The following is an 18,732-nucleotide window of genomic DNA, read 5'->3' as shown; positions in this document are numbered from 1 at the left end:
TTTTTCTGGTGTTTTTTATATAGAAACAGAGATATCGTTTTTAATGAACAATAAAGATTTACAAAATCTTTTGTTTCTAAAAAATGACATCTTAAAAGCATTAGATAACAATTTAGTTATTCATCAATTAAAATAATTCAAATTTGATTTTTATTGAACTTTATATATTCTTTACTTAATGAATTTTGATTAAGTACGAATTCATTAGTTACTTCAAGTGAAAAGAAATAAGATTTTAAAGTTTGTTAGTTTATTAGGTGTAGGATCGTTTGTTATGTTAGCAGCTGCTAGCTGTACTCAAACGATTACACCAGTCCCTAAATCAGGTACTTCTAGTAGTAACACTGGTATGACCAACAGTATGTCTAGTAATAATGCTAATACTGATAATGGTCAAGAAATGAATAGTGCTGAGCAACAATTAGCAACTGCTAGAAAAACACTAACAGATTTACTCAATACTGAAAACGATAACATCGCCTTGTATTCTGATTATGGCAAAATTGAAAGCGATTTAAAAACAGCATATGACACTGCTAAAAATGAAGCAGGAAATGCTAATTCATCATTAGATGATCTGAAATCTATCCAAACTGCATTACAAACAGCAATTGATAAAGCTGCTAGTGAAAAACAAACTTTTGATAATGCTAATCGAGCTTTAGTAACTGCATACAATCAGTTAAAAATTACATTACAATCTAATGAAACTACTTTAGGTAGTTTATCTGGAGATAAATATAGTGCGATTAGAGATACACTTACTCCATTATTTAATACAGGTAGTGGAATAATAACTAACAAATTAGATTCTTTAACGGGTGAACGTCTTAGTATTGAAAATATCACTAAAGCTAATCAAGATCTAAGTCAAGCACTTAGTAAACTTCCAAGATGAAAACAAAATGCAGAAGAGTTTGATAATTTTAAAAAGAATGCCTTATCTAAAGATAATTTATCTGTAGGAAGTGATGCGACTAATAATCAAGATCAACCTGTAAACTGGAGTTTTGTAGGTTTTAGTGTTGATGTAAGTGGTACTAGTGGTTCTAGTATGATTCCAAACTGAAACTTTGCACAAAGAAAAGTTTGGATTAGTAACAATGGTACTACTAGTTTAGTTGCTGATCCAGTTTCTTCAAGTGATGTTTCTTGAATATATAGTTTAGCTGGAACAGGAACTAAATACACATTAAAATTTGTTTATTATGGACCATCTACAGGATACTTATACTTCCCTTATAAGTTAGTTAAAGCTGGTGATATGAATTCTGTTGCACTTCAATATAAGTTAAACGAATCTGGTCCAAAAACAATTAACTTCCAATCAGGTCAAGCTGCACCAATAAGTGCTTCTACAAATGTAGAAGGAACTCCATCTAATGGCGGTGCTCCTATGGCTAGAAGTTCTTCTGAAACTCTAGTTGCTGATGGAATGACGGATTCTAATAATGAAATGAATCCTACACCAACTGTAGCTGACATTAATGTAGCTAAAATCACGTTAACAGACTTAAAGTTTGGTGAAAACACGTTAGAATTTAGTCTTCCAACAGATGAAGATAATGCTGCTAAAGTCGCTCCAATGATTGGTAATATGTATCTTACTTCAAATGTTGATAGTCAAAATAAAATTTACGATCAGATCTTTGGAAATACAAATAGCACAACTAACAACCAAACTTCAGTTACAGTAGATTTATTAAAAGGTTATGGTTTAATTTCTGGTTGATCAACATATATTGGTGAATTTAAAAATTTAACTGTTCCAAATGGAACATCTTCAACTACACAAGCAACTACTCCAAGCTATTTAGTTGGATTTATTGCAGGTAATGGATCAAGAACTCTATCTAGTGATACTAATGCAGTTAAAACTCCAACTGCAACTGGAGCCCAAAGAACCTTTACAATATATGTAAATGCACCCATGGATGGTGATTATTACTTTGGTGGATCGTACATTTCATCTAATAGCCAATCAAGATCATTAATATTTAAAGCTAATGATGATACTAATACAGTAACTGTCACTGTTCCAATGGCAAGTGGTAATTTCACTTCATTAGAAACATTTAATACTGGTAATACTAGTAGTAATGTTGTAGCAAACAATATGAAAAGAACATTACACCTTAAACAAGGTCTTAATAAGATACTTATCAATGGTGATACTAACAATACTCCATTCATTGGTAATTTAACCTTTACTTTAAGTAATAGTTCATCAAGTGGTATGCCTGAAGGTGGAACTGGATCAGCATCGTAGTATTAATCCGATAGGCATAATTAACTTAAAAAATCAAACACCAGAACCCTTTATTCTGGTGTTTTCTTTGTTAAAAGTTATCTTTAGCTTCAATGTATTAAGAAAAAAATAAATAAAATCCCAATTTTTAGAAGCAAAAGAATGAAAAAGTGACTCTCGGGAATTTTGTATTGATTAATAAACTGTCAATGATAAATAATAGATTTAAATTTAATTAACCCTTTATTTAAATTCAATTTACTTTTGATAGTTTTGGTTAATGTTATTTTATTCATTTTTTATGAAAAGAAAAAACATTTTAAAGTTCGTTAGTTTATTAGGTGTTGGGTCTTTTGTTGCTTTAGCAGCTGCTAGTTGTACTCAAGCGGTCGTTCCAGTACCTACTTCCAAATCTAATATAGATTCGAATTCTTCAAGTCCTAATCCAAAACCTTCGAGTACTGATCCAAAATCATCGAGTACTAATCAAAATCCTTCAAACACTAATTCTAACCCTTCAAGCTCAGCTGGTGATACAGGCAAAACGATGAGCGATAACACCAATTCTAGTATGAATACTGTCAACCCAGAATTAGCAAGTGCTAGGATGACTCTAACAACTTTAATTAATGGTGAAGCTAATAATCTAGCATCATATGATGACTACGCCAAGATTAAAAGTAATTTAATGACAGCATATCAAACAGCTAAAGAAGTTTCAACAAAAACTGATGCAACTATAACTGAAATAAATGATGCTAACTCAGCATTAGATAGTGCAATCAAAAATGCTATTAATGCTAAGGATGATTTTAATAGTAAAAATGAAGCATTAGTAACTGCTTATAACGCTTTAAAAACTACATTTAATACTTTTTCTCAAACCTTAGAATCATTATCAGCAGATAAATACAGTGGAATTAAAAAATCTCTTACTAATGTTTATGATCAAGGTAAAGCGATTATAACTAAAACACTAGATCCTGTTGATGGTATGATTCCTGTTGAAAGTGACATAACAAGAGTTAATAATGATATTACAACAGCAACAGAGAGTAGTAAACTAACTAAAGAAAAACAAAATGCTGATATGTTTGGTGATGGTTTTGTTAAACAAGTACTAAATAGCCAACAATTAACTGCACCTACTACAGTATCTAATACTCAACAGTTTCAACAACAACCTGGTAATTACAGTTTTGTTGGTTATAGTGTTGATGTTTCATCAGGATCAAATTCGATGACTCCAAACTGAAACTTTGCTCAAAGAAAGATTTGGAACAATAATAGTGGTAATACTACTCCGTTAACTGATGCAACTGAAAACTCTCAACCATTAACAGATGTATCTTGAATCTATAGCTTAAGTGGTGAAGGAGCTAAGTATAGTTTATCTTTTGAATACTATGGTCCTTCAACAGGTTATTTATATTTCCCTTATAAATTAGTTAAAAATAGTGATTCTGAAAATATCGGTCTTCAATATAAATTAAATGAGAGTGAACAACCAGTAGCTATCACTTTTGGTTCAAGTGAAACTGATAGTGGTGATAAACCAACAGTTAGTGATATTAAAGTAGCTAAGATTAAATTAACTAATTTAATATTTGGTACAAACAAACTTGAATTCAGTGTTCCTACAAATAAAGTCGCACCAATGATTGGTAATATGTATTTGACTTCGAGTCTACAAAACCAAAATAAAGTGTATGATGCTATCTTTGGTAATACTATTAGTACAACTACAGACTCAACTTCAATTGAAGTCGATATACTAAAAGGTTATAGTCTTACATCAAGTTGACAACCATATTTTGGTAAATTTACCGGTCTAATGATGAATTCAACCACTATCAATACGCCTATTTATTTAGTCGGATTAGTTGGTGGTAATCAAAACCGTACAATTATGAATTCTGGTTCGATTACTAACACTAATAACTTCCCAACAAATAGCAATTCGTCTAGAACATTTACAATCTACGTAAATGCACCTATGGCTGGTGATTATTATGTTAGTGGTGATTATTTATCAAAACCAATGAGAGGTTTAAAATTCTCAAGTGGTCAAAATAATGATCTTATCGTTAAAAACGTGATGGTTGATAATTGAAGCACGCTTAGACGTTTTAATACTAAAACTGATAATATGACTGAAAGAGCTGCTTCTGAGGGTTCGACAATGAAGAGAACCTTAAAATTAAACGAAGGTCTTAACGCGATCACCTTGACTGGTGTAGATGGTGTTGATAATGGTGACACTCCTTTTATAGGAAATTTAACCTTTACTTTAATGAATGCTTCATCAACTATTGCACCTGAAAATGGAACTACACCAACAGCATAAGATCAAATAAAATAACGCGTTTACTTTTAATAAACACTAATTAGTTAAAAAACTTAAAACATCAGAATAATCAATTCTGGTGTTTTTTTCTAAACTAGGGTTAGCTTCTTTTAACTAAGAAAAACTGCGAATATCCTTTATTTCTAGAACAAATGTAAGAAGAAGTAATAATAAAAAGTTTTATAGTAACTAACAAATTATCGATAACGAAGAATAAATTTAAATTTAATTTATTCTTTATTTATTTTTATACACTATTCTTAATGGATTTGGGTTGCATTCAAATCATTTAATTTAACTTTTATGAAAAGAAAAAACACTTTAAAGTTTATTAGTTTATTAGGTATCAGTTCATTTGTTATGTTAACAGCTTCAAGCTGTACACAAGCAATTACACTGATACCTAATTCGAGTTCTTCAACTATTAACTCAAGATCTAACTCAAATTCAAACACTGCTAGTAAAGATGTAAATACTACTAATAGTGCGTCTAGTAGTAACACCAATTCATCAAGTGGTGTGAGAACTAATAATCCTTCAAGTGGTAGAAGTACAACTAATAATCCTTCAAATGGAAGTGTAGCACCTAATCCTGCAGCTCAAGAACTAGCAGCTGCTAGAAAAACACTAACCGATTTAATTGGTACAGAATCTACTAATGTTGCATTATATTCAAATTATTCTAATATTCTAAGCGCTTTAAAATCGGCATATCAAACTGCTAAGTTTGCATCAAGAAATCCTAATGCAACATTAGATCAAGTTAGATCATTAACAACTAATTTACAAAAAGCAATTGATAAAGCTGCTAGTGATAAACAAGCTTTTGATAATGCTAAGCGATCATTAGTAACTGTATTTAATGAATTAAAAGTCACACTACAATCTAAAACTACTACTTTAAATGGATTGTCTGATAATAAATACAGTCGGATTAGAGATAGTGTTAATCAAGTGTTTAATAAAGGTAGTGAAATAACATCTAAACCATTAAATTCATTTATGGGAACACCTTCTGAAGTTGAGAATATTACTAAGATAAATCAAGATATCAAAGATCTTCTAACAAAAGTTCCAGGATGAAAACAAAATGTAGATGCGTTTAATAATTTTGAACAAAAGACATTGTCTAGAACTCAATTAACTGAAACTAATTCAACTAACAGTCAACAACCATCAAACTGAAGTTTTGCTGGTTATAATGTTGATTTAACTACTGGTTCAACAGGTCTACAAAACTTAAACTTTGCTCAAAGAAAGGTTTGAACTAGAAACAATAATACAACTAGTCCAGTTTCTAACCCAGTTAGTTCACCTGATGTTTCTTGGATTTATAGTTTAACTGGAACAAACACTAAATACACATTAAAGTTTAATTATTATGGCGCTTCAACTACAGCTTACTTATACTTCCCTTATAAGTTAGTTAAAAATAATGATCAAGTAGCACTTCAATATAAGTTGAATGATGCACGACAAGCAACAGCTATTACTTTTGGAACACAAACGAATGCAAACGGACCAACTCCAACGGTTGGTGATATTAATGTAGCTAAAATTACTTTATCTAATTTGAAGTTTGGTGAAAACACAGTAGAGTTTAGTGTTCCAACCAGTAATCCAGCTAAAGTAGCTCCAATGATTGGTAATATGTATCTTACTTCTAATGTTAATAGCCAACAAAATATTTACAACCAAATCTTTGGCAATACAAATAGTAACCAAACTTCTGTTTTAGTAGATTTATTAAAAGGTTATAGTCTTACTTCTGGTTGATCTACATATTTTGGCGAATTTAAAAATTTAGCTATTCCAAGTGAAACACCAGCAAATTTACGACCTACTAATGCGAGTTACTTAGTAGGACTAATTGCAAGAACTAATGAAAGAGGTTTAGCTGGCACTGTTAATAACCCAGTTAAAAGTCCGATGGCAACCGGACAAAATAGAACTTACACAATATTTGTAAATGCTCCATCTGCTGGTCAATATTATATTAGTGGATCATATATTTCAACTTTAGGTCAAAGTTTGTTGAAATTCCAAACAGAAGGTACTTCTAATTCATTAACAGTATCTGTAACATCAAGAACAAGTTTAACCACATTAGAAGCGTTTGATACAAGAAGAACTGATGTGGCTAGGAGCCGTGTTGTTGATAATGGACACAGAACCTTAACACTTAAACAAGGTATTAATAAGATAGTTATAAGTGGTGATGGTACTAACGAAACTCCGTTTATAGGGAAATTAATATTTTCCAAGTAGGCAAGATAAAATAATGCGACAATAAATAAATAACTTAGAAGAATTAAATTTACTAAATATTTAAATCTATTAAAAGGTTAAAACGTCAGAATTAATCGTTCTGATGTTTTTTATATCTCAAAGGGAAATTAGGTTTTTACAATCACGAAATGATTAGCAAAACCCTTATTTTCTAGAAGAAGAAGAAGAAGAAGAAGAAGTTCCTATAAAGCTTGGAATAACGAACAAATTTAACATAAGTAACAATAAATTTAAATTTGGTCTTTATTGAACTTTATATACTCTATTCTTAATAGAATTCTATTAAGCATAACTAATTAGTTTAGTTTAAATGAAAAGAAAGAACATTATCAAGTTTGTTAGTTTATTAGGTATAAGTTCATTTGTGATGCTTGCTGCTGCAAGCTGTACTCAAGCGATAACACTGGTTCCTAATTCAGGTTCAACTAGTGCTGATTCAAGTTCTAATACAAATCCCACCGCTCCAAGTCGTACTGAGAATAAGGTTGACATGCCTAGCATGGACACCACACCAAGCAACAACCAAGGTACGATCGATGTTTCTAGTCAAGAATTAGCTAACGCTAAATCTACTTTAAATACATTATTAAATGATCAAAGTCAAAAAGTTGAATTATATGCAGATTATGCAAAAATTCAAGATAATTTAGTTTCTGCGTATAACACTGCCAAAGAAACAGCAGATAGTTCAACAGCAACTGTTGAACAAGTTAAGGAGGTTACTTCAACTTTACAAACCGCTATAGACAATGCAAATGCCGAAAAACTAAAATTTGATGAAGCTAATAAAGCTTTATTAGCACCTTATAATGATCTAAAAAATACTGTTAATCAAAAACAATCTACTTTAGCATCGTTAAAGGATCCAAAATATAGCGCAATTTTGAATAAAATTAATTCTTCATATCAACAAGCTGAACAGATTCTTAGGCAAACCTTAGATCCAGTTAGTGGCACCATTCCAACTGTTGAACTAATTCAACAAGCTAGTCAGAGTATTCAAACTGTAATGAATCAAGAAGAGCTAACTAAGCAAAAAGAAAATGCCGATAGTTTTGCTAACTCTAAGTTATATAAATTAGATAAAACTAAATTAACAGGTATTACTACTGCTACTATGCAACAGCCTGCTAACTATAGTTTTGTAGGTTATAGCGTTGATTTAAGTAGCAGTGTGAATTGAAGTTTTGCTGAAAGAACAGTTTTAGCTAATGCTACAACACCAACAATAATCACTCAATCTACTCAAACATTAACAGATGTAGCTTGAATCTATAATTTAGGCGAAACAGGAGCTAAATACACATTAGACTTTATTTACTATGGACCATCAACAGCATATTTATACTTCCCTTATAAGTTAGTTAAAACAGGTGATGCTAATATGGTTGGTTTGCAATATAAGTTAAATGATAATGAAACACAAACCCCAATTACTTTTGGAACAGAAAATAACTTAGATGGTAAAACTCCTACTGTTAGTGATATTAATGTAGCTAAACTTACTTTATCTAATCTAAATTTTGGTGAAAATAAAATTGAATTTAGTGTTCCAGATACTAAAGTAGCTCCAATGATTGGTAATATGTATCTTACTTCAAATTCTGGAAGTGAATCAAAGATTAATGATCAAATTTTTGGAAATACAGAAAATATAAACGACACTTTAACTGCAATTACTGTTGATCTATTAAAGGGATATAGTTTAGCTGCTGATTGATCAACAGATGTTGTTCAGTTTACTAATTTAGCTAATTCAATGCCTGCTAATGCAATGACTTATTTAGTTGGGATAATTGGTGGTACTGTAGCACGACCTTTACCAAGTTCAGTTCCAAATAGAAATAACACACCGGCAAATACTAATACAGCTAGAACATTTACAATCTATGTAAATGCTCCTAAAGATGGTGATTATTATATTAGTGGTTCATACTTAACTAGCAATTCTAGAGGATTGAAATTATCTATAGATAATACTAACTCTGTTACTGTCACTGTAACAGGCAAAACAAACTGAAATACATTAGGTTATTTTGATACATCTAAAACTAATAATAGTACTGGAAATGAAGGCAGTGTTGCAAACAACAAAACTACTTTAACACTAAAACAAGGTTTAAATAAGGTAGTAATATCACCCGGGACTGAAGATAGTATGAATGCTCCTTATATTGGTAATTTAACCTTTACTTTAAATAGTACTTCAACAAATTCAGGACAGGATGGTTCTAGTTCTCTTTCGAGTTAAAAAATAAATTCTTTAACTTAACGATGAGTAGCAAGGTAGTTAAATAAAATCATCAAATATCAGAATCAAAAAAAGATTCTGATATTTTTATGTAAAAGCAAAAACTGCGTTTTTATAATCATTATAAAATCGTCAAAACCTTTATTTTCTAGAAGAAGAAGAAGAAGAAGAAGAAGAAGCTCTTAAACGCTAAAGCTAAGAAAGGAAAGTTCTCTATAAGGAAAATAAAGCTAAAAATTCGATTTTTTTATGAAAAGAAAAACCATTATAAAGTTTGTTAGTTTATTAGGTGTTGGTTCGTTTGTTATGTTAGCAGCTGCAAGCTGTACTCAAGCGCTTTCATTAATCCCTAATTCTAGTTCTACTAGTACTAATCCAAATCCTACTAGTAATAGTAGAGATATGGCAAACACCACACCTAATCAAAACCCCACCACTCCTCCAACTAGTGGCGCAGAAATGAACAACCCTTCAAGTGGTGGTACAACAGAAACTAACAATGTTGATCAACAACTATCTTCTGCTAGAAAAACACTAACCGATTTACTTGATAATGAAAGTAAGAATCTTGCTTTATATTCTGATTATGCCAACATTGAAAGTACTTTAAAATCAGCATATGATACCGCTAAAACAGCATCACAAAATAATGATGCATCATTAGATGAGCTTAAATCGATAACAGCAACATTACAATCAGCTATTAAACAAGCTGAAAGCGATAAACAAGCATTTGATAGTGCTAATCAAGGATTAGTAACTGCATACAAAGAATTAAAGACTGCACTACAATCTAAAACAACTACTTTAAATGGATTGTCTGAAGAAAGATATAGTCGTATTAAAGAACTTGTTGATGATGCATACAAGAATATAAATGATGGAATAATCTCTAAACCATTAGACTCATTTATGAGTACAGATAAAGAAGCTCAGGATCTTATTAATACTAATAAAGAGTTACAAGAAGTTCTTACAAAGCTTCCTGGATGAAAGTCTAATGCGGAGAGATTCGATAATTTTGAAGAAAAACTATTATCTCAAGCTGAACTAACTAAAGGAGCTAGTTCAACTACCACTCAACCGCAACCACCAGAATGAAGTTTTGCAGGCTATAGTGTTTCTTTAAATGGTGCATCAAATCTAGAAAACTTAGGTTTTACTCAAAGAAAAGTTTGAGTTAATAATAATGGTACTACTAGTCCAGTTGCCACTCCTGAATCAACAACAGACGTCTCTTGAGTTTATGGGTTACGTGGAACAGGTGACAAGTACACATTTAAGTTTACTTATTATGGTCCTTCAACTGCTTATTTATATTTCCCTTATAAAAGATATAAAACTAATGATCAAACAGCACTTCAATATAAATTGAATGATGCAACTCAAGCAACTGTAATTAATTTTGGTGATGGAGTAGATGTAAATGGTCCTACTCCGACTGTTCCTGACATATATGTAGCTAAGATCACATTAACAAATTTAAACTTTGGTGAAAATACGATTGAATTCAGTATTCCAACAGGTCAAAATAGATTTGCTCCAATGATTGGTAATATGTATCTAACTTCAAATTTCCAAAGTCAACCAAGAATTCATGATAAGATCTTTGGAAATACAAAGACAAATAATACCTCTGTTACAGTTGATCTATTAAAGGGTTACGGTCTTGCTGCTGGTTGATCAACATATATTGGTGAATTTAAGGATTTATTTGATTCAACTGGACCTTCTGGTTCAAAAATAAGCACTCCAAGTTATCTAGTTGGATTTATTGGAGGAACTGGTGATAGAGGACTTGACACTAGTATTTCTAGCCCAGCCAAACAACCAAGAAGAGATAGACTAAATAGAACTCTTACAATATACGTAAATGCACCATCGCCAGGTGAATATCATATCAGTGGATCGTATATTTCAGATACAAGTCAAAGATCATTAACATTCCAAGCAAACGGCGATACTACTAAATCAGTAACGATTAGTGTAACCTCGGCTACAGGTTTTACAACATTAGAAAGATTCGATACAAGCAATACAAATGATACCGCTAATACGAATCGAAGCCGCGTTCTTAATAATGGAAATAGATCATTAACCCTTAAACAAGGTCTTAATAAAATAATTCTTTCTGGAAATGATAATACTCCTTTTATAGGTAATTTAACATTTACTTTGAATAGTGCTTCTTAAAGTAAAAATAATAAACAACATAAAAAATTAAATTTAATAGAGAAACCCAATAATTTAAAAGAAATATTAATACCAGAATTAATAATTCTGGTATTTTTTCTGTGTGAAAAGCATAATTGTGTTCTTATAGTCTCCACAAAATAGTCAAAACCCTTATATTCTAGAAGAAGAAGAAGAAGAAGAAGAAGAAGCTCTTAGACGCTAAAGCTAAGTAAGGAATATTCTCTATAAGGAAAATAAAGCTAAATAACTCGATTTTTTTATGAAAAGAAAAACCATTATAAAGTTTGTTAGTTTATTAGGTGTTGGTTCGTTTGTAATGTTAGCAGCTGCAAGCTGTACTCAAGCAATTTCATTGATCCCTAATTCTGGTTCTACTAGTACTAATCCTAACTCTACTAATAATAGTAGAGTTATGGCAAACACCACACCTAATGAAAACCCTATCACTCCTCCAACTAGTGGTGCAGAAATGAGCAATCCTTCAGCTGGTGGAGGTGCAGAAACTGACAATGTCGATCAACAACTAGCTTCTGCTAGAAAATCTTTAACAGATTTCCTTGATAACGAAAGTAAGAATCTTGCTATATATTCAGACTATGCCAATATTCAAAAATTCTTAACATCAGCATATGATACAGCTAAAACTGCATCACAAAATACTAATGCGTCATTAGATGATCTAAGATCCATAACAACAACACTACAATCAGCTATTGATAAAGCACGAAACGATAAACAAACCTTTGATAGTGCTAATCAGCCATTAGTAACTGCATACAATCAATTAAAAGCAACATTACAATCTAACACTAATCCTTTAGAAGGATTAGATGTAGATAAATACAGTGCTATTAAAAATAAGGTTAGTGAAGTATTTACTACAGGTAATGGAATAATATCTATGAAGTTAGATTCTTTTATGACAACTGATCTAACTGCACAAACTATTAATAAAGCAAATGAAGATATAAGAGATGTTATTACAAAACTTCCTGGATGAAAAACTAATGCAGATGAGTTTGATAATTTTAAAAATAATCCGTTGTCTAAAACTCAATTAACATCGATGTCTGAATCTACTCAAACTCAAGACCAACCTTCAAACTGAAGTTTTACTGCTTATAGTGTTGATATTCCTTCAACTGGATCAACTAGTTTACAAAATCTAAGCTTTGTTCAACGAAAGGTTTGATCTAGTAATGGCGGGATTACTAGTCTAGTTACAAATCCAGTTATTTCTACAGATGTTTCTTGAATTTATAGTTTAGCTGGAGAAGGAACTAAATACACCTTAAGATTTACTTATTATGGTCCTTCTACAGCTTACTTATACTTCCCTTATAAGTTGGTTAAGTCTGCTGATATGAGCAATGTTGCATTACAATACAAATTAAATGAAGCACCTACACCAACTCCAGTTACATTTGGTAGTGAAGCAACAGCTAACGGGCCAACACCTACAGTTAATAACATTAATGTAGCTAAGATTACATTAACTGGTTTGAACTTTGGAGATAATACAATTGAATTTAGTCTTCCAACAGGCGAAAGTAAAGTAGCGCCAATGATTGGAAATATGTACATTAGTTCGAATAGTGATAGTCAACAAAAAATAACTAATCAAATCTTTGGGAATACAAATGATAACCCAAATTCAGTTACTGTAGATTTATTAAAAGGTTATGGTTTAACTGCTGGTTGATCAACATATGTTGGTCAGTTCCAAAATTTACTTAGTTCAGATCCAATGAATACTGGTCAACGATTAAGTGCCCCAAGTTATTTAGTTGGATTAATTGCAGGATCTAGTGAAAGAACTTTAGCTAGTAATGTTGCTGGACCAATTAAAAGTCCATCTGCAAGAACAACAAATAGAACATATACAATATTCGTAAACGCTCCAGCAGCAGGTCACTATTATATTAGTGGATCATACATTACTACTAATAGTCAAGCTAGAACATTAAAATTCCAATCAGAAGAACAATCTAGTTCAGTCTCTATTAGTGCAAGATCAAGAACAAGCTTTACCACGTTAGAAAAATTTGATACAAGTGTTGATACAACTTATAGTAATGTTGGTACCAACGGCAATAGAACATTACAACTTAAAGATGGTGTTAATAAAATAGTTATTAGTGGAGATGGTGATACTCCATTTATTGGAAATCTAACATTTACTTTAAATAGTGATATGTCAAATGGTTCTTCAGAAAATCAGAATCCTCCAGCAATGTAATACCTATTAAATTAGATACCGAAATTTTAATTGAAGCTAATAAGCTAAAAAAGTTACTAACATCTGAATCTGTAAAAGATTTAGATGTTTTTTATGAAAAAGTTAAATTAACGTTTTGAAATCCAAGAAATGATTATCAAAACCCTTATTTTCTAGAAGAAGAAGAAGAAGAAGAAGAAGAAGAAGAAGCTCTTAGACAGGTTAGCTCAACCGACAAATTCTCTCTTATTGACAATAAAGTTAAATTTGTTCTTTATTGAACTTATATACTCACTTTTAATGAATGTGTAGTTAGACAAATTCATTATTTTAATTTTAAGTGCAAAGAAAAAACATTTTAAAGTTTGTTAGTTTATTAGGCGTTGGCTCGTTTGTGATGTTAGCAACTGCAAGCTGTACTCAAGCGATTACGCCAGTTCCTAAATCAGGCACTACTACTGCAGACCCGAATACCACTAACCCAAGCTCTTCTAGTAATGATAGAGGTGCGTCGGATCCAATGTCTGGAGCAGACACCAATCCAGCTGGTGATCAAGGTATCATTGATCCTTCTGCTCAACAATTAGCAACTGCTAAAAAATCATTAACTGATTTACTTGATACAGAAACCAATAACGTTGCTTCATATTCTGATTATGCCAAGATTCAAAAAGCTTTAAAATCAGCATATGATAATGCAAAAGCTGCAACAGATAACACAGATCCAACATTAGAAACTCTACAATCTGCAGAAGCAGCACTAAAGAATGCAATTGAAAAAGCTGCAAATGATAAAAAAGAATTTGATGATGCTCATCAACCTTTGGTAACTGCATACAACCAGTTAAAAGTTACTCTACAATCTAAAACAACTACTTTAGAAGGATTGTCTGAAAATAAATACAGTGGAATTAAAGATTATGTTAGTAATGCATACACTATAGGAAGTGATATAACATCTCGTACATTAGATTCTATTGAAGGAACAGTTCCTGAAATAGAACTAATTAAGAAAGCTAATGACGATATAATGACTGCTCTAACAAAACTTCCAGAATGGAAGTTAAATGCAGATAAGTACAATGATTTTAAAGATGAACTTCTTTCTAGATCTCAATTATCTGTAGGGAACAATGCAACTAATCAAAACCAACCATCAACTTGAAGTTATGTAGGTTATAGTGTTGATGTTTCTGGTTCATCAGGTTCTAATACTGCGCTTTCCAACTTAAACTTAGTTCAAAGAACAGTTTGATCTAGTAGTAGTGGTTTGACTAGTCCGGTTGCTTCTCCTACTTCAACAACAAACGTTTCTTGAATTTATAGTTTATCAGGAGATGGAACTAAATACACGATTACATTTGATTATTATGGTCCCAAAAATGCATATTTATATTTCCCTTATAAGTTAGTTAAAAATGCTGATTCTAGTTCAATAGCACTTCAATATAAACTAAACGATGCTAGTGCAGAATCAGTTAATTTCCAACCGGTTCAACCTGCACCTATGAACGTAGTTGTTAACACAGACGCAAGCTCACCTAGCAATCCTCAAACTAGAGCCACTTCTGAAACTCCAGGTGCGAACGAGATGTCATCTCCAACCACTGAAATGAATCCAACTCCAACAGTTGATAACATTAATGTAGCTAAACTTACATTAACAGATTTAAAGTTTGGTTCTAATACGATCGAATTTAGTGTTCCAACTAGTAAAGTTGCTCCAATGATTGGTAATATGTACATTACTTCAAATCCTGATAGTCAATCAAAGATTTATGATCAAATCTTTGGTAACACAAGTAATACAAATGATAATACAACATCAGTAACAGTTGATCTATTAAAAGGTTATAGTCTTGCTGCTGGTTGATCTACATATATTGGGCAATTTACTAATCTAACCCATGCAAATGGTTCGTCTCCAGCTTCACCAGCAAACACTCCATATTATTTAATTGGATATATTTCAGGACCAGATCAAAGAACTGTTTCTAATAGTGTTATGAACCGAATTTCAACTCCTTCAACAACTAATGAACATAGAACGCTTACGATCTATGTAAATGCACCAATAGATGGAGATTATTACATTAGTGGTTCTTATATTTTTTCAAGTAATACTAACACGATGAGAGGATTAAAATTCTTAAGAGACGGTGATAATGCAGTTAGCTTAACTATTAGTAAACAAACTAATTGAGATACGTTAGGTGACTTTGATAGTTCTAAAGCTGATAATCAAAATGGAAACAGTGGAACTGTAATGGGAACTAAAAAAACCTTAAAACTTAAAAAAGGATTAAATAAGATTGTTATTTCAGGTGGAAGTAGTGAACAAGATAAAACCAATGCCCCTTATATTGGTAATTTAACTTTTACGTTAATGACAATAGCTAATTCTGAAATGCGCATGACTGATCAAAACCCTTCAGCTTCAGACGCAAGATAAAATATTTATATTTACAAGCAGTAAATTAGTTGAATAAATTTAATAACATCAAACAGACATAACGGTTTGATGTTTTTTTGTTCGAGTGTTAAAGATTTTATAAAAAAGTGATTATGATATTAGCGCAATAACAATCAAAACCCTTATTTTCTAGAAGAAGAAGAAGAAGAAGAAGAAGAAGAAGAAGCTCTTAGACAGGTTGTGTCAACCGACAAATTCTCTCTAAATGACAATAAATTTAAATTTGTTCTTTATTGAACTTATATACTCACTTTTAATGAATATGTAGTCAGACAAATTCATTATTTTAACTTTAAGTGCAAAGAAAAAACATTTTAAAGTTTGTTAGTTTATTAGGTGTAAGCTCGTTTGTGATGTTAGCAGCTGCAAGCTGTACTCAAGCGATTACGCCGGTTCCAAAATCAGGTATTACTACTTCCGAACCAAACACTACTAACCCAAACTCTTCTAATAATGATAGAAGTATGCAGGGTAAAATGTCTGAAGTAAACACTAATCCAAGTGGTGATCAAGGCATGGTTGATGTTTCAGCTCAACAATTAGCATCAGCTAAAAAATCACTAATGGATTTACTTGATACCGAAACTAATAAGGTTGCTTTGTATTCTGATTATGCTGGGATTCAAATGACTTTAGAATCTGCATATCAAACTGCTAAAAATGCATCACAAAATGCAAATCCGACAGTAGAAGAGCTGAAGTCTGTTCAAGCAACGTTGCAAACTGCAATCGATAAAGCTGCAAGCGATAAACAAGCATTTGATAATGCTCATTTACCTTTGGTAACTGCATATAACAACTTAAAAACTACGTTGTTATCTAAAACTAAAACTTTAGAAGGTTTAACAGAAAATAAATACAAAGGCATTGAAGATTATGTTACCAATTTGTTTAATATAGGAAGTGGGATAACAACTAAGAAATTAGATTCTTTCTCAGATCCGATGCCTGATGTTGCAGCCATTACTAAAGCTAACGATGATTTAACAGAAGCTCTAACAAAACTTCCAGATTGAAAACAAAACGCAGATAAGTTTGACAATTTTGAAGGAAATCCTTTATCTAAAACCAAATTATTTACAGAAACTAGTACAACAACACAAGAACAACCTGCAAACTGAAGTTTTGCAGGTTACAGTGTTGATCTAACAACTGGTGCTAGTAGCACAAATCTACAAAACTTAAACTTTGCTCAAAGAAAGGTTTGAATGAGTAATGCTGGTAATACCAGCTTAGTTTCTTCTCCTGTTACTTCAAACGATGTTTCTTGAATTTATAGTTTAGGTGGAATGGGAACAAAATATACAATCACTTTTGATTATTATGGTCCAAATACTGCGCATTTATACTTCCCTTATAAATTAGTTAAAACTGCTGATTCAGGCAATCTTGCGCTTCAATATAAATTAAATGATGGAAGTGTAAAAGCTGTTCATTTTAAGATGACAGCTCAAGCAAATTCTCCTGCAGCTAGCGGACAATCTAGAGCTGCAAATGATGAAGCAACAGAGGCTACTGCTGGTTCTGATGGAACAAACGGAGAAAATTCTAATGCTAATCCAGCGATGCCTGAAGTTGCTACAATGATTGAAACGCCAACTGTTGATAACATTAATGTAGCTAAAATTCCATTAACAAACTTAAATTTTGGTCAAAATACAATTGAATTTAGTCTTCCAACAGAACCTACTAATAAAGTAGCCCCATTGATTGGTAATATGTATATTACTTCAAATCCAGATAGTCAAACAAAAATTTATGATCAGATCTTTGGAAATACAGCTACTACAAGTGACAACCGAACATCTGTTACAGTAGATCTATTAAAAGGTTATGGACTTGCTTCTGGTTGATCTACATACGTTTATGAATTTAATTATTCAACCAATACAGCTGGTACAGCTGCAGATCAACAAACTAGTGCTACAAGTTATTTAATTGGATTTATTGGTGGACCTGGACAAAGGGCTCTTGTTAATAGATCTACTAGAACTGATGGTCCAACTACACAAACAAGTCAAAGAACTCTTACGATATACGTAAACGCTCCTAAAGAAGGTGAATATTACATTAGTGGTTCTTACCTAACAAGCACTAATAGAAATTTAAAATTGTCTGTTGATAACACTACCAACACTACTAACTCTGTTAGTGTTAGTGCAACAGGTAAAGGTAATTGAAATACTCTAGGTGAATTCAATACACAAATGGAAGGATCTATTGTTACTAGTACAATGAAAAGAACTTTAACCTTAAAACAAGGTTTAAACAAGGTTCTTTTGTCAGATGTTAGTAATGCAGACACTCCATATGTAGGTAATTTAACATTTACTTTAAATACCACTACACCAACTAGCGCTGAATCTAGTTCTGCAGGCGCAGAAGTCCAAAGTTAATAAATTTATTGTTGGGTGTTGAAATACTCAACTTAAATCAAAATTAAAACATCAGTTTTCTGATGTTTTTTTATTCTCACAAGTAGAAAAAACTTCTACTAAAAAATAAAACTAGATCTAGATAATTATACTGTTCTCTAGAAAATAAAAAAACCCATTCAATGATCATGGATGGGTTAAGAAATTATTAATCTATTAATGGTGCCGAATACGAGAATCGAACTTGTCTTTGATGCTTACCATGCATCTGTTTTGCCACTAAACTAATTCGGCTTTAATTAATTTTAGCAATTAATTATAACTAATTTTATTTT

General features: G+C 31.6%; 8 protein-coding genes and 1 tRNA gene. 8 read left to right on the top strand and 1 reads right to left on the bottom strand.

Annotated elements, in window-relative coordinates; all coding sequences use genetic code 4:
- Positions 1–217 precede the first annotated feature (217 nt).
- The 8 genes from H3143_RS02085 to H3143_RS02050 all read left to right on the top strand — a co-directional run bounded on the left by H3143_RS02085 (position 218) and on the right by H3143_RS02050 (position 18,418).
- A complete protein-coding gene (locus H3143_RS02085; RefSeq protein WP_182078562.1) occupies positions 218–2,269 on the top strand; it encodes an FIVAR domain-containing protein in 2,052 nt (683 codons plus the stop codon).
- A 280-nt stretch (positions 2,270–2,549) separates the two neighbouring features.
- Positions 2,550–4,595, top strand: a complete 2,046-nt coding sequence (locus tag H3143_RS02080; protein WP_182078561.1) for an FIVAR domain-containing protein — start codon at positions 2,550–2,552, stop codon at positions 4,593–4,595.
- Between the two features lie 303 nt (positions 4,596–4,898).
- Complete coding sequence (locus H3143_RS02075; protein WP_182078560.1) at positions 4,899–6,863, top strand: FIVAR domain-containing protein; 1,965 nt, start codon at positions 4,899–4,901, stop codon at positions 6,861–6,863.
- A 331-nt stretch (positions 6,864–7,194) separates the two neighbouring features.
- Positions 7,195–9,135, top strand: coding sequence for an FIVAR domain-containing protein (locus H3143_RS02070; RefSeq protein ID WP_182078559.1), 1,941 nt, complete (start codon positions 7,195–7,197; stop codon positions 9,133–9,135).
- 249 nt (positions 9,136–9,384) lie between these two features.
- Positions 9,385–11,328, top strand: coding sequence for a hypothetical protein (locus tag H3143_RS02065; protein WP_182078558.1), 1,944 nt, complete (start codon positions 9,385–9,387; stop codon positions 11,326–11,328).
- Positions 11,329–11,590: 262 nt separating this feature from the next.
- A complete protein-coding gene (locus H3143_RS02060) occupies positions 11,591–13,570 on the top strand; it encodes an FIVAR domain-containing protein (protein WP_182078557.1) in 1,980 nt (659 codons plus the stop codon).
- A 319-nt stretch (positions 13,571–13,889) separates the two neighbouring features.
- On the top strand, positions 13,890–16,001 hold the full coding sequence (locus H3143_RS02055; protein WP_182078556.1) for an FIVAR domain-containing protein: 2,112 nt from the start codon (positions 13,890–13,892) through the stop codon (positions 15,999–16,001).
- A 317-nt stretch (positions 16,002–16,318) separates the two neighbouring features.
- Positions 16,319–18,418, top strand: a complete 2,100-nt coding sequence (locus H3143_RS02050) for an FIVAR domain-containing protein (RefSeq protein ID WP_182078555.1) — start codon at positions 16,319–16,321, stop codon at positions 18,416–18,418.
- 199 nt (positions 18,419–18,617) lie between these two features.
- On the opposite strand, the gene H3143_RS02045 is transcribed toward H3143_RS02050, so the two are convergent.
- Positions 18,618–18,691: transfer RNA gene (locus H3143_RS02045), tRNA-Thr, on the bottom strand.
- Positions 18,692–18,732 lie beyond the last annotated feature (41 nt).

This window comes from Mycoplasma tullyi (genome assembly GCF_014068355.1).
Lineage (GTDB): Bacteria > Bacillota_I > Bacilli_A > Mycoplasmatales > Mycoplasmoidaceae > Mycoplasmoides > Mycoplasmoides tullyi.
Note: the sequence above shows the minus strand (reverse complement) of the source record. Positions and strands in the feature narration are given on the sequence as shown.